General features: G+C 71.3%; 13 protein-coding genes and 1 riboswitch. Of the genes, 7 read left to right on the forward strand and 6 right to left on the reverse strand.

Features of this window, described 5'->3' with window-relative positions; genetic code table 11:
* Positions 1-361: 361 nt before the first annotated feature.
* From VNG13_15470 to VNG13_15480, 3 genes are all read right to left on the reverse strand, one after another.
* On the reverse strand, positions 362-865 hold the full coding sequence (locus tag VNG13_15470; protein HVA61915.1) for a hypothetical protein: 504 nt from the start codon (positions 863-865) through the stop codon (positions 362-364).
* Between the two features lie 232 nt (positions 866-1,097).
* Complete coding sequence (locus VNG13_15475) at positions 1,098-1,982, reverse strand: hypothetical protein (protein ID HVA61916.1); 885 nt, start codon at positions 1,980-1,982, stop codon at positions 1,098-1,100.
* A 3-nt stretch (positions 1,983-1,985) separates the two neighbouring features.
* Positions 1,986-2,130, reverse strand: a riboswitch (cyclic di-AMP (ydaO/yuaA leader).
* A gap of 142 nt (positions 2,131-2,272) precedes the next feature.
* Positions 2,273-3,088, reverse strand: a complete 816-nt coding sequence (locus VNG13_15480; protein HVA61917.1) for a peptidylprolyl isomerase — start codon at positions 3,086-3,088, stop codon at positions 2,273-2,275.
* A 103-nt stretch (positions 3,089-3,191) separates the two neighbouring features.
* Between VNG13_15480 and VNG13_15485 the strand changes: the two genes are divergently transcribed.
* The 3 genes from VNG13_15485 to aspS are packed head-to-tail and all read left to right on the forward strand — an operon-like array spanning position 3,192 to position 6,879.
* On the forward strand, positions 3,192-3,863 hold the full coding sequence (locus tag VNG13_15485) for an MBL fold metallo-hydrolase (GenBank protein ID HVA61918.1): 672 nt from the start codon (positions 3,192-3,194) through the stop codon (positions 3,861-3,863).
* A gap of 2 nt (positions 3,864-3,865) precedes the next feature.
* Positions 3,866-5,119: a histidine--tRNA ligase gene (hisS, locus tag VNG13_15490; protein ID HVA61919.1), complete on the forward strand. Its 1,254-nt coding sequence runs from the start codon at positions 3,866-3,868 to the stop codon at positions 5,117-5,119.
* Positions 5,116-6,879: an aspartate--tRNA ligase gene (aspS, locus tag VNG13_15495; protein ID HVA61920.1), complete on the forward strand. Its 1,764-nt coding sequence runs from the start codon at positions 5,116-5,118 to the stop codon at positions 6,877-6,879. Before hisS ends, aspS begins: the two co-directional genes overlap by 4 nt.
* Before the next feature lie 283 nt (positions 6,880-7,162).
* Here the strand turns inward: aspS and VNG13_15500 are convergent, their stop codons facing one another.
* The 3 genes from VNG13_15500 to VNG13_15510 all read right to left on the reverse strand — a co-directional run bounded on the left by VNG13_15500 (position 7,163) and on the right by VNG13_15510 (position 9,128).
* Positions 7,163-8,029, reverse strand: a complete 867-nt coding sequence (locus VNG13_15500) for a phosphatase PAP2 family protein (protein HVA61921.1) — start codon at positions 8,027-8,029, stop codon at positions 7,163-7,165.
* A gap of 126 nt (positions 8,030-8,155) precedes the next feature.
* On the reverse strand, positions 8,156-8,398 hold the full coding sequence (locus VNG13_15505; protein HVA61922.1) for a hypothetical protein: 243 nt from the start codon (positions 8,396-8,398) through the stop codon (positions 8,156-8,158).
* On the reverse strand, positions 8,382-9,128 hold the full coding sequence (locus VNG13_15510; GenBank protein HVA61923.1) for a hypothetical protein: 747 nt from the start codon (positions 9,126-9,128) through the stop codon (positions 8,382-8,384). Before VNG13_15510 ends, VNG13_15505 begins: the two co-directional genes overlap by 17 nt.
* 37 nt (positions 9,129-9,165) lie before the next feature.
* Between VNG13_15510 and VNG13_15515 the strand changes: the two genes are divergently transcribed.
* From VNG13_15515 to alaS, 4 genes are read left to right on the forward strand one after another with little or no spacing between them, the layout of a single operon-like run.
* Complete coding sequence (locus VNG13_15515) at positions 9,166-10,494, forward strand: replication-associated recombination protein A (protein HVA61924.1); 1,329 nt, start codon at positions 9,166-9,168, stop codon at positions 10,492-10,494.
* 12 nt (positions 10,495-10,506) lie between these two features.
* Positions 10,507-10,935 carry a DUF948 domain-containing protein gene (locus tag VNG13_15520; GenBank protein ID HVA61925.1) on the forward strand — a complete coding sequence of 143 codons (429 nt, stop codon included), beginning with the start codon at positions 10,507-10,509 and terminating at the stop codon, positions 10,933-10,935.
* Positions 10,936-10,939: 4 nt separating this feature from the next.
* Positions 10,940-11,170 carry a DUF6167 family protein gene (locus VNG13_15525; GenBank protein HVA61926.1) on the forward strand — a complete coding sequence of 77 codons (231 nt, stop codon included), beginning with the start codon at positions 10,940-10,942 and terminating at the stop codon, positions 11,168-11,170.
* Positions 11,170-13,845: an alanine--tRNA ligase gene (gene alaS / locus VNG13_15530; GenBank protein HVA61927.1), complete on the forward strand. Its 2,676-nt coding sequence runs from the start codon at positions 11,170-11,172 to the stop codon at positions 13,843-13,845. Before VNG13_15525 ends, alaS begins: the two co-directional genes overlap by 1 nt.
* Positions 13,846-13,849: the final 4 nt, after the last annotated feature.

The following is a 13,849-nucleotide window of genomic DNA, read 5'->3' on the forward strand; positions in this document are numbered from 1 at the left end:
TCGACCAACAGTGACCGCCAAGGGGGAAGTACGGCCGAGGGCACCAGCAACGGCACCGATAAGCCCAACTCTGGCGATCAACTGACAAACGATCAAGCCGCCACGCCGGTCACCAGACGAAGACCGGCTGAGTAGTTACGATATTCGAATCAGGTGCGGCTGATCCGATCGGCACTCGCAGGCTCGGGTGCTGGCATGCCTTTACCGACGAACTCTGTTCCGCCTTCCACGGCCGGCGGGGGTGAATAGGTCGGCTCCAAAACGGGCCAGGGGTCGGCTCCGTCCGGGTCAGTCCGGTCCATGTCGGAGACGGATTCCGTCGTCATAGCCCGAGGATACCTCCGGTAGATGGGTAGTGTGATCACCTGAAATTAACTCCGCCCGCCACAGCCGTGACAGCGGCGACACCTGCGAGCCCGGCCAGCGTGATTGCAATTTTGAGGAGCAGTCCCTTGAGGAACACCTTCTGTCTGTTCTGGCGGCGGGCATCCAAGAGGTTCTGAATGAACCGCTCCTTCATCTGGGCGGGCGTCCCCTCGGCGTAACGGACGAAGACGTCCGCATTCGGTGCGTCCTCGTACCGGCGAACCAGAAACGCGCCAGCGGCCGCGATGATTGCGAGTCCCAGCAGGGAGGCCACAACGACCCGCCAGTCGAAGGGGAGGTGGGTTGCGAGGAGAAACGCACCCGCCGCCGCAACCAAGACGCTGACGACGACGCCAGCTTTGGAGTCGAGCTGATCTATGTCGGCCAGCAGCTGAGACAGCTTTGCCGCCGCCACGTCGTAGGCAAGCTCGACGCCAGGCGGTGGCCCTGAATGCACGGAGCCGTCGGACTCTGGTAGCGGGCGGTCAGACTCAGTCACCCTTCCATCATGGAAGGCCGGGCTGCCAGTTTCCGGGTTGAAACGACGGGTCGTGGATAACCTGTGATCGGGCCAACGGCTGCACAGCGATCACCAAGATCGCTAAGACACCCGTTAGATTCGGCATCCTTAGTAGCGGGTCGACCGTTCGCTGTGCGCGACAACGCTGGGCCGGAGCTAGACGACGCGTACCGGGTCACGTCCGGGGCATGACCCGGACGACCCCGGACGATCAGTGCTCGTAAGCCTGCACGAGTAGCTGGTACATGAGCTGGGACGTGGCCTGGAACGGCGGGCAACAGGTCGAGCCGCCGGGCAGGCTGACGCCGATCTCCAGGTGGGGACCGAAGGAGTAGCCCACGCTTCCGCAGCCGACTTCGGAGATCGGCTGCCCGGCGTGCACGTACGCGCCGACCGGGACCAGGTCAGGGCCGGTGTGCCCGTAGTAGACGTATCGGCCGACGAGCGGTCCCGAGCTCATCGACAGGACCGGCGCGCTGGGCCCGAAGCCCGGGATGCCTTCCTGAACGACCGTCGCGTTGCCTACGGCGACGAGGACCGCGGCTGAACCGCAGGCGTCGCCGAGCGCATTCACGTCGACCCCGTCGTCGCGGGTCCACGCGCCCGGTGACTGCACCGACGCCGGGTCCGCGAACGGGAAGACGAAGCCGAGCGCGCTGCGCAGCGCGGACCGACTCGCCGCCAGCGGCCGAGTGATCGGACGCGTCGCGAACCGGGTGGCCCAAACCAGCCGGGCCGGCCCGGGCGCCGCGGCCCGGGCCGGTAGGGCGGTCGCCGCCGGCAGCACCACGGAAGGTTGACGGAGCGGCGCCGAGCTCGGCGTGCCCGGGCGCACGCTGGCCGCGGCCGGCAAAACGGCCAGCGTCGTGGTGACCACCGCGACCACGGCGGTCACGACGGCGATCAGCCGCCCGTCGCGCAACCCGGCGGAGTCGCCCCGTCCGACCTGGCCCAGCCGGACCGGGAGGGCGACCAGGGCCACAACCGCGGCGAGCGCATCGATCGCCACCGCCTGCACCACTTGGTGGACGGCGCTTTGCGATCGCCGTCGCAGGACGGCGATCAAGTTCCGGGCGCGCAGCCGGACGCGGGGCACTGGGGATCCTTCCGGGCGCCTGCGGGGTTAGCTGTCGGGTTCGGGCGGAAAGGCTGCCCGGCCACATGCGTGGCTTCACCCCGAGGCCGGCAGGGCCGGCCAGTGGACTGGTGGGTCCCCCACTCCTGCCCGCTGGCTCGTCTGGTCCCGCGGTCGGGGGCAGGGTTCGGCGAGCCGACCGCAAGGGGTCCGGACCTGGTGGCCCGGACCAGCCGTTACCGTACGGTGACCTTCACGCCGGCGTCCAGGCAGGTTGCCCGGGTTCGGGCCCCGAGTCCGCTTCGTCCCGGTCAGCCGTTGGAAACCGTGAGCCTCAGGATCTCCACGGAGAGCTTGGGCTTCCCGTCCCCGGCCGGGGTGCTGCCGGCCCGGGCCACCGTCGCCAGTACGGGCAACCCGGACACGATCGTGCCGAACGGTGTGTACTGCGGCGGCAGCTGGGTGTTCTTGTAGACGAGGAAGAACTGGCTGCCACCGGTGTGCGCCGTGCCGGTGTTCGCCATCGCCACCGTGCCGGCCGGATAGGTGGCGCCGGCGAGATTCTCGTCCGGAATCGTGTATCCGGGGCCGCCGGTGCCGGTCCCGAACGGGTCACCGCACTGGAGCACGTAGATGGAGGTGGTGGTCAGTCGGTGGCACGGCGAGTGGTCGAAGTAGCCCTTGCTCGCGAGGTAGCGGAAGGAAAAGGCCGTGCACGGCGCCTTCGCCGTGTTGAGCCGGATCTTGATCGTGCCCCGGTTGGTCACCATGGTCATGACCTCCGGGGTGCGGTCAGAGATTCCGCGCGTCGGTGGGATCCCGACGTTCTTCACCTTGCCGCCGGTCGCCGCCCGGAAGCTGCACGTGCCGTTGAAGACCGCGGGTGGCGCGGAGAGCGTGGCAACCGGGGTCGGTGTCGCCCGCGGGGACGCGGCTGAGCGCGACGGGCTCCCGGAGAGGTCTACGGCCAGGTAGGAGAGCCCGCCGACCAGCGCCAGGGTTGCCGCGATGGCCCCAATCGTTCGGTTGCGTCGCCGGGCCCGGGCCTGCGCCTCCTGTCGACGGGCCATCCGGCGCTCGTAACGGCGACGGGCGATCTCACGCTCGCGGCGCTTGCTCGAAGGCACGAACCCTCCTGCGGTCTCGGTTGCGCGGAGTCTAGAGACTCCGGGCAACCCGGTTGTACGCCGCCGGTAGTCTCCGGGGGCCGCCTAAGAAGAAAGGACGCGCGTGCTCGTCGCCGGGTTTCCCGCCGGTCCGCCGCAGACCAACTGCTGGGTCGTCGCGCCGGCGCCGGGCGAGGAGTGCGTCGTCGTCGATCCGGGGATCGACGCCGAGCCGGCTCTGGACGCTCTGCTCGCGGAGCACAGGCTGCGGCCGGTGGCGGTTCTGCTGACCCACGGTCACTTCGACCACACGTTCTCGGTCGTCCCGGTCTGCGGCGCGCGGGGGATCCCGGCCTGGATCCACCCAGATGATCGGGGGCAGCTCGCCGATCCGGGCAGCGGCCTTGGGCTGGCGCCGGGCACCCCGCTTTTCGGCCGGCTCACCTGGAGCGAACCCGACGACGTTCGGATCCTCGCCGATGGCGAGGTCCTCGAGCTGGCCGGCCTGCAACTCCGGGTCGCCCACGCCCCAGGGCACACCCCCGGATCGGTGGCGTTCGGTACGGCGGGGGGGTTGTTCTCCGGGGATCTGCTCTTCGCCGGCTCGATCGGCCGCACCGACCTGCCCGGAGGCGACGGCCAGGCGATGCTCGACTCGCTGGCTCGGGTCTGCCTTGCGCTGCCGGACACGACCGAGGTCTGGCCTGGGCACGGGCCGGTGACCACGATCGGGCGTGAGCGTGTCGGCAACCCCTTCCTCACCGGGCTGCTCGCCGGCCAGGGTCGCGGGATCTAGCGGTGTTCCAGGCGCCGCGCGGCACCTTCGATCTGTTGCCCACCGACTCCGAACGCCAACTGGCCGTCCGGGCTGGCCTGGCCGCGCCGCTGCGCCGGGCCGGCTATGGATACGTGGAGACCCCGATCTTCGAAGACACCGCTCTGTTCAGCCGCGGGGTTGGGGAATCAACCGATGTCGTGAGCAAGGAGATGTACACCTTCACGAGCCGAGGTGGTCAGTCGCTGACCTTGCGACCGGAGGGAACGGCCGGCGTGGTCCGCGCCGTGCTCCAGCACGGGTTGGACAAGGCCGGACGACCGGTCAAGCTCTGGTACAGCGGCCCGTTCTTCCGGTACGAGAAGCCGCAGGCCGGGCGTTACCGGCACTTCACCCAGGTCGGTGCGGAAGCGCTCGGTGTCGAGGACCCCGCGCTGGACGCGGAGCTGATCGCGCTCGGTGTGGAGGCGTACCGCGGCCTCGGCTTACGACAATTCCGGTTGCTGCTCAACAGCCTCGGCGACCGGGAGTGCCGGCCGGCCTACCGGGAGGCACTCCAGTCCTTCCTCCGCGGGCTGGCTCTCGACGAGGAGACGCGGCGCCGGATCGAGCTGAACCCCCTTCGGGTGCTGGACGACAAGCGGCCCGATGTGCAGCAGCAGCTGGCCGATGCCCCACTGATCGCCGACTCGCTCTGCGATGCCTGCCGCCGCTACCACGACCAGGTGCGCGAGTTGCTCACTGAGGTCGGGATCGGTTACGTCGACGAACCGCGTTTGGTCCGTGGCCTGGACTACTACACCCGGACGGCCTTCACCTACGACCATCCCGGGCTCGGCGCTCAATCCGAGATCGGCGGTGGCGGTCGCTATGACGGCCTGGCCGAGGAGATCGGTGGGGATGCCCTGGCCGGGATCGGCTGGGCGCTGGGCGTGGACCGCACCGTCCTGGCGCTGGCTGCCGAGGCGATCGACGTCCCGGTCGAACCGGGCTGCGCCGTGTTTGCCGTGCCGATCGGGGCCGGCGCTCGCGGCGTCCTGTTCCGTCTGGTCCTCGAACTCCGGGCTGCCGGCGTCGCCGCCGACCTGGCGTACGGGGGCCGTGGGCTCAAGGGCGCGATGAAAGCCGCCGACCGCTCGGGAGCGCGGTTCGCGATCCTCGCCGGGGAACGGGATCTGGCCGAGGCCGTCGTTCAAGTGAAGGAACTTTCCAGTGGTGAGCAGGTCGCATTTCCGCTGGACGGCCTGGTCGCGAGGCTCGTCGAGCGGCTCGCATGATCCGGACTCATGAGGCCGGCGGGCTGCGGATCGAGGATGCCGGCAGTCGGGTGGAGCTGGCTGGTTGGGTGGCACGCCGTCGGGACCTCGGCGGCGTCGTGTTCGTCGACCTGCGCGATGTAGGCGGAATCGTGCAGGTCGTGTTCCGGGAGGGACCGGCCGCCGAGTCCGCACATGAGCTGCGTGCCGAGTTCTGCATCCACATCGTCGGAACGGTCGCCTGCCGTCCGCCCGGCAACGAGAATCCGGAGCTGGCGACAGGGGCCGTGGAGGTAGTCGCGGAGAGCCTCGAGGTGCTTTCGGCGGCCGCGGAGTTGCCCTTCCCGATCGACGCCGGTGAGGAGATCACCAGCTCGGTGCAGGAGACCCGACGCTGGAGCTACCGATATCTCGACCTACGTCGGGCCGGGCCGGCCCGGGCGATGCGGGTCCGGGCCCGGCTCACCTCGATCATCCGGCGGGTCATGGAGGCACACGGCTTCCTCGACATCGAGACGCCTAGCCTGACCCGGTCCACACCGGAGGGGGCACGCGACTTCCTCGTGCCGGTCCGACTCCAGCCCGGCCACTGGTATGCCCTGCCACAGTCCCCCCAGCTGTTCAAGCAGCTGCTCATGGTCGCCGGGTTCGAGCGGTACTACCAGATCGCGCGCTGCTTCCGGGACGAGGACTTCCGGGCGGATCGCACGCCCGAGTTCACCCAGCTCGACGTGGAGCTGTCCTTCCTCGACGAGGAAGATGTGTACGCGTTGAGCGAGGAGCTACTCGCCACGCTGTGGCTCGAACTGCTCGACGTCGAGCTGCCGACTCCCTTCCCTCGGTTGACCTACGCCGAGGCGATGCGCCGCTACGGCAGCGACAAGCCGGACCTGCGTTTCGAATTCGAGCTGGTCGACCTCACCGGGTTCTTCGCCGGGACCGGGGTCGGGGTCTTCGCGACCGCCGGGCACATCGGCGCGGTGTCGATGGCCGGTGGCGGGTCGCTGTCCCGGCGGGAGCTCGACGCGTGGGTGGACTGGGCGAAGGGTCGAGGCGCCAAGGGCCTTGCCTACGTCGCGGTCGAGCCGGACGGTAGCTTGCGTTCGCCGCTAGCCAAGTTCTTCTCGGAGCAGGAGACGGCCGGCTTCGCGGCGGCCGCGGGCGCCGCGCCGGGCGACCTTGTCCTGATCGCCGCCGGTGAGCGGCGGAGGACGCTCGAGTTGCTGGGCGCGCTCCGGCTTGCGGTTGCGCGCGACCGCGGGCTGGTCCGCGAGGGCGAGTGGCGCTTCGTCTGGGTCGTCGAGGCGCCGATGTTCGAGCCGACCGACGCCGGCGGTTGGACCGCGGTGCACCATCCGTTCACCGCGCCGACCACCGAATGGGGCGAGAGCTTCCACACCGACCCGGAGGCTGCGCTGGCCCGGGCCTACGACGTCGTCGGCAATGGCATGGAGCTCGGCGGCGGCTCGATCCGGATCCATCGGGGCGAGATGCAGCAGCGGGTTTTCGACGTGATCGGGTTGTCCCGGGCCGAGGCCGCGAGCAAGTTCGGGTTCCTACTTGAGGCGTTCCGCTACGGGCCGCCTCCGCACGGCGGGATCGCGTTTGGCCTCGATCGGCTGGCTGCCGTGCTGGCCGGCACCGATGCGATCCGGGAAGTGATGGCGTTCCCCAAGGCGTCGAGCGGCGGCGACCCGCTCACCGGGGCGCCGACGCCGATCACCTCGGAACAACGCCGGGAGGCGGGGATCGACACCGTTCCCCCGCCAGCCGACGGCTAGGGCGCCGGGCCGGGTTGGGCTGGGTTGGGGTTGCGTTGGGGTTGGGCCGGGGTTGGGCTGGGCCGGGCGCCGAGTGTGCAATTTCCGACACGGGCCCACGCTGGAAGGCCGGTGACGGGCGTCGGGAATTGCACACTCGCGGGCCGAGGCCGGGCCGGGGTTGGGTTGGGCCAGGCGCCGAGTGTGCAATTTCCGACACGGGCCCACGCTTGGACGCCGGCAAGAGGCGTCGGAAATTGCACACTCGCGGCTGATCACGCCGTATCGAGGGGTCCTGGTGGGGTCAGGCAGTCGCCGCGGGGTGCCCACCCGGGTGGCCCAGCCGCCAACGCTGCACGCCGAGCACCGCGGCGACCAGCAGGCCGGCGAGCAGGCCGTCGAGCCAGAAATGGTTCGCGGTGACGATGACGGCCAGCCCGGTGAGTGCCGGCTGGGCCAAGACGAGCCACCTCCACCGGCTGCGGCTCACCGTGATCACCGCGACCGCGATGAGGATCGCCCAGCCGACGTGTACCGACGGCAGGCTGGCGAACTGGTCGGTCCAGCGGTTCGCGGCGGCGCCGTAGACCGATTGGTGGTAAAGCCGGCCGGTGTCGACGAGCCCGAGGCCGCCGACCAGGCGGGGCGGGGCGACCGGAACCAGTTGGATGAGCAGGCAGGCGCCGGTGAAGGCGATCACCGCGGCGCGCCACCGTCGGTAACGGTCCCGATGCCGGAGGTAGAGCCAGCCCAGGAAGACGAGCATCGACCCGACGTGGGCAACGATGTAGAAGCCGTTGAGCAGCTCGATCAGCAGGTGATGGGGCAGGAAGGCGCGTTGCACCGCGAGCTCGCTCGGCAGGTGTAGCGCGCGCTCGACGCGCCAGAGCCACTGTCCGTTGGCGATGGCGGCCGCTGGTTGCCGGTCGCCCAGGGCGCCGACCAGTCGCCAACCGAGGAAAAGCCCGACGACGAGGATGAGCTCGCGGGCCGCGCCGATCGGTGCCGCCAGGTCGATCGGCGCCCGGGTAGGGGGAGCGATCAGGCCGGCGGCGAACGGACGCCGGCACGCGGAGCAGACGTCGGCGCCCATCGCGTTCCGCGCGCGGCACTGGACACAGACCCAGCCGGGCGGGGCCATACCCCGGGCGATCAGGCTGGTCTCGCTCACGGGTCTTGCTTCGGCATCGGAGCCCCGGAACCGGAGCCCTGCACCCGGAGCCCTGCACCCGGAGCGCCGAACCCGGAGCGCCGAACCCGGAGCCCCGCACCCGGAGCGCCGAACCGGAGCCCCCGGCTAGTTCGAGCGCCCGCGCAGGACGCTGGCGACGAGCAGTCCGGCCACCAGCACCGGCAGCACGGCGATCGCCGCCGTGCGCGCCCCGCCGTGCACCAGGCCGGCTACGACGCCGAGCACGACGAGGGCGCCGACGAACAGTTCCGGGGTGTCGCCGACGAGGAAGTCCCACCAGAACCGGCCGAAGCCGATCAGCCAGCGCATCGGGAGTGGTCGGGTGACCGGCTCAGGCCGGGCGGACATCCGTCACCCGCCCGCGGCCCAGCGTGGAGACGACGAGGGCGGTGATCGCGGCGTAGCAGCCGACGAGCACCGGGATCGCCAGGTCGGAGCCGGGCCAGTGCACGCCCAGCCCCTCCCCGCTCCAGAAGGTGCCGAACGAGACGAGCATTAGGCCCACACTCATTTTCATGGCGTTCTCCGGGACCCCTGCCAATTGCCGGGCGAGCACCGCACCCACCGCGGCGACGAGGACGACGGCGGCCCCCGCGGACAGTGCGGCAAGCCCGATGTGGCCGCCGGTCGTGCCGAGGGTGATCACGATGACGACCACCTCGAGCCCCTCGAGGAATACCCCCTTGAACGCCACCGTGAACCCCACCGCATCGCGTCCAGGACGGCGGCCGGCGGCGGACAGCTCGGCCACCTGCGCAGCGAAGATCGCGTCCTCGTCGTGCTTGGGCTTGTACCCGCTCGCCCGCAGCACGGCCTTGCGCAGCCACTGGAGACCGAAGATGAGCAGGATGGCACCGACGACGAGGCGCAGCGCGGACAGCGGCACGTAGTGCACGATCGCCGGGCCGGCCGCGGCGACGAGCGCAGCCAGGACGAGCAGCGCGGCACCCAGCCCCTCGAACGCGGTGCGCCACCCCCGGGTGAGCCCGACGGCGAGCACGATGGTGAGGGCCTCGACCATCTCCACCGCGCTGGCGAGGAACACCGCGACGACGAGAACTACGGTCGCGGAGTTCACCGGCTCAGCCTAGACAACCCCGGCGTAGGGTCGACCGATGGCCGAGAGCCTGTTCGAGATGTCGGCGCGCCAGGCCGAGGACGCGGGCGCGCCGCTCGCCGTCCGGATGCGCCCGGCGAGCCTCGACGAGGTCGTCGGGCAGGATCATCTGCTCGCTGCCGGGGCCCCGCTGCGCCGGTTGGTCGAAGGCGGAGCCAGTGGGGCGCTGATCCTCTGGGGCCCGCCCGGCTCCGGCAAGACGACCCTCGCCATGCTCGTCGCGGCGGCCGCGGGACGGCGCTTCCGACAGCTCTCCGCGGTCGACGCCGGGGTCAAGGACGTCCGGGAGGCGGTCGTTGCGGCCCGGTCCGACCGTGGCCTGCACGGCGTGTCCACCGTGCTGTTCATCGACGAGGTGCACCGGTTCTCCAAGGCGCAGCAGGATGCGCTGCTCGGCCCGGTCGAGCGCGGTTGGGTCACCCTGATCGCGGCCACCACGGAGAATCCGTTCTTCTCGGTGATCGCCCCGTTGATGTCCAGGTCCCTGCTACTAACGCTCCATCCCCTCAACGACGCCGATCTCCGCCTCCTCATTCGTAGAGCACTTGCTGACCCGAGGGGTCTCGCCGACGCGGTGAGCCTCGACCCGGACGCGGAGGAGCACCTGCTCCGGATGGCCGCCGGGGACGCCAGGCGTGCGCTGACCGCGCTGGAAGCCGGCGCGGAGTCCGCCCGGGCCGCCGGGATGGCGGCGGTCGACCTGGCCACCCTCGAGGCAGCCGTCGACCGGGCGGCGCTGCGCTACGACCGGGACGGCGATTCGCACTACGACGTGGCGAGCGCCTTGATCAAGAGCATCCGCGGCGGGGACGTCGACGCGGCCCTGCACTACCTGGCGCGGATGCTCGAGGCCGGGGAGGATCCCAGGTTCGTCGCCCGGCGGCTGGTCATCCTGGCCAGCGAGGACGTCGGGCTGGCCGACCCGTCGGCCCTTCAGGTCGCCGTCGCGGCGGCGCAGGCGCTGGAGCTGATCGGTTTGCCGGAGGCCCGGATCAACCTGGCGCAGGCAACGATCCACCTGGCCCTGGCCCCGAAGTCCAACGCGGTGGTCAGGGCGATCGACGCGGCTTCGGCGGATGTGCGGGCCGGGCTGGTCGGGCCGGTGCCGACGCATCTGCGCGACGGGCACTACCGGTCGGCGGAGCGCCTGCAGCACGGGGCCGGGTACCGATATCCTCACGACTTCCCGGGCGGTGTCGTGGCGCAGCAGTACGCGCCGGACGCCGTCACCGGCCGGGAGTACTACCAACCGACCGATCGGGGCGGCGAGCCGGCCGCCCGCCTCCGGATCGCCGAGTTGCGGGCGGCGCTGCGCGGCCCGGACTAGGAGAGGGGACCCATGCTCAGCGGAGGACAGGTTGCCGCCCTCATCGTCGCCGTGGCCTGGGCCGTCCTGGTCTGCTTCCTCAGCTACGTCCTGGTCAAGCTGGGCAAGGTGATCGGCGCGGCCGGGGGCCTGGTCCGCGGGGTCACCGACGAGACCGTCCCGCTGATCGCCGAGATGAAGCTGACCGTCGGCCAGGTGAACACCGAACTCGGCCGGGTGGACTCGATCACCGAGCATGTCCAGGAGATCTCCGGCAATGTCTCGGCGATGACGTCGCTGGTCTCTGCCACCGTGGGCAGCCCGATCATCAAGGTCGCCGCCTTCTCCTACGGGGTGCGCCGGGCGATCGGGGATCGGAACCGGGCCGACGTCGAGAAGCGGGTCAAGGACGAGCTCAAGGCTCAGCGGGCCGCCCGGCGCCGGGCCAAGCGGGACGGCTGACGGCGTGCGCCGGGTCTTCTGGCTCGCGCTTGGCGCGACCGTGGGTGTCCTCGTCGTCCGTCGGGTCGGCCGGGTCGCGAACGCCTGGACGCCGGCCGGCCTGACCGAACGGGCCGGTGGGCTCGGCCAGCGGGTGAGCGGCTTCTTCGACGAGGTTGCTGCCGCGGCAGCCGAGCGGGAGGCCGAGTTGCGTTCGGCGCTCGGGGTCGACGGTCGGCCCGACGAGGTGGCCTGATGCACTCCGCGGAGATCAACCGTCGCTTCCTCGCCTTCTTTCAGCGCCACGGGCACACCCTGGTCGCCAGTTCCCCACTGCCGACGCGGGACCCGACGCTGCTTTTCATCCCGGCCGGGATGGCGCCGTTCAAGCCTTACTTCCTGGGCGAGCAGGAGCCCCCCTACGCGCGCGCGGCCAGCGTGCAGAAGTGCGTGCGCACCGTCGACATCGACGTGGTCGGCACCACCTCCCGGCACCTGACCTTCTTCCAGATGGCGGGCAACTTCTCCTTCGGCGACTACTTCAAGGAACGGGCCATCCCGCTGGCCTGGGAGCTGCTCAGCTCCAGCCCGGTCGACGGCGGCCTCGGATTCGACCCGGACCGGCTGTGGGCGACGGTCTACCAGGACGACGACGAGGCGTTCCGGCTGTGGACCGACGTGGTCGGCCTGCCGCCCGGGCGGGTGCAGCGGCGCGGTATGCAGGACAACTTCTGGGACATGGGCGTGCCCGGACCGTGCGGCCCCTGCTCGGAGATCTACTACGACCGGGGCCCCGAGCACGGTCGCGAGGGCGGCCCCGTCGTCGACGAGGAGCGTTACCTCGAGGTCTGGAACCTGGTGTTCATGGAGTCCGAGCGCGGCCCCGGCACCGGCAAGGACTATCCGATCCTCGGCCCGCTGCCCGGTCGCAACATCGACACCGGGCTCGGCGTCGAGCGCACCGCCACGCTGCTCCAGGGCGTGGAGAACGTTTTCGAGACCGATCTGCTCCGGCCATTGCTCGACCTGGCCGTCGAGCTCACCGGGACCCGCTACGGCGGGTCGGACCCGGACGACGTCCGCCTGCGGGTGATCGCCGACCATTCGCGGACAGCGGCCATGCTGATCGCCGACGGCGTCGTCCCGGGCAACGAGGGCCAGGGCTACGTGCTGCGCCGGCTGCTGCGCCGGATCATCCAGCGGGCCCGCTTGCTCGGCGCCGACCGGGCGGTCGCCGAAACGCTGGTCGGCCGGGCCGCGCAGATCATGGCTGCGTCCTATCCGGAGCTCGCCGAGAGCCGCGCCCGGATCGTCGCGGTCGCGACCGCGGAGGAGGATTCCTTCCTGGCCACCTTGCGCACCGGCACGACGCACTTCGAACGGGCCGCCGCCGACACCCGGACCGCCGGCTCGGCCGTGCTCTCCGGCGACGCGGCGTTCGCGCTGCACGACACGTTCGGCTTCCCGATCGAACTGACGCTGGAGATGGCGGGGGAGAGCGGGCTGGCGGTCGACGAGGAGGGCTTCCGTCGGCTGATGGCCGAGCAGCGGGCCCGGGCCAAGGCCGACGCGCAGGCCCGCAAGACCGGCCACGTAGACGTGTCGGTTTACCGGGCGGTGCGCGACGCGGCCGGGCCCACCGAGTTCACCGGCTACGCCTCGGTGGCGGAGCAGGGCAGCGTCCGGGGCCTGCTCGTCGGCGACGCGCCGGCGGCCAGCGCCGGCGCCGGCACCGAGGTCGAGTTCATCCTGGACCGCACGCCGTTCTACGCCGAGTCCGGCGGCCAGCTGGCCGACGAGGGGAGCTTCACGCTGGCCTCGGGGGCGGTCCTCGAGGTTCTCGACGTCCAGCGCCCGCTCCCGGACCTGGTGGTGCACCGGGCCCGGGTGCGGTCCGGTGAGGTGCTCGTCGGGGCCGCCGGCTACGCCGAGGTCGACGTCGAGCGCCGGCGCGCGATCAGCCGGGCGCACACGGCCACGCACCTCATCCACCAGGCGGTCCGCCGGGCGCTCGGTGAGCACGCGGCCCAGGCCGGTTCGCTCAACGCCCCCGGACGGCTCCGCTTCGACTTCACCTCCCCGGGCGGGGTCCCGTCGTCGATGCTCGCCGACGTGGAGGACGAGGTGAACTCGGTCCTCATCGACGACCTCCAGGTGCGGGCTTTCGTCACGACCCAGGCGGAGGCGCAGCGGATCGGGGCGCTTGCCCTGTTCGGCGAGAAGTACGGCGAACAGGTCCGGGTGGTGGAGGTCGGCGACTACGCCCGCGAGCTTTGCGGCGGGACGCACGCCGCCCGGTCCGGGCAGCTCGGGCTGGTCAAGCTGCTCGGGGAGTCCTCGATCGGGGCCGGTGTTCGCCGGCTCGATGCGCTCGTCGGCCTCGACGCGTTCCGCCACCTCGCCCGCGAACACGTCCTCGTCGGGCAGCTGGCCGAGACGTTGCACACCCGGCCCGAGGAGCTGCCCGGCCGGGTCGGTGAGCTGATCGACCGGTTGCGGGGCGCCGAGAAGGAGCTGGAGCGGCTGCGCAGCGGCGCGGTGCTCGCCTCCGCGCCGCAGCTCGCCGCCGGGGCACAGGACGTCTCCGGGGTGGCGGTGGTCGCGCACGCCGCGCCGGTCGGCACCACGCCCGACGATGTGCGCAAGCTTGCCCTCGACGTTCGCGGTCGGATCGACCCGGCCCGGCCCGCCGTCGTCGCGGTCGCGGCCGCCGGTGAGGGCCGCGCCGTCCTCGTCGTCGCGGTCAATGACGCCGGCCGGCAACGCGGGCTGGCCGCCGGCCCGCTGGTGGCGGCCGGAGCGGCGGCCGTCGGTGGCAGTGGCGGCGGCAAGGACGACATCGCTCAGGGCGGCGGTGCCCGGCCGGAAGGCGTCGGGGAGGCGTTGGCCGCGGTCCGGGACGCCGTCGGCCGGCGCATCACGGGCGGGTGAGACG

This window comes from Mycobacteriales bacterium, from assembly GCA_035533475.1.
In the GTDB taxonomy this organism is placed as follows: domain Bacteria; phylum Actinomycetota; class Actinomycetes; order DATLTS01; family DATLTS01; genus DATLTS01.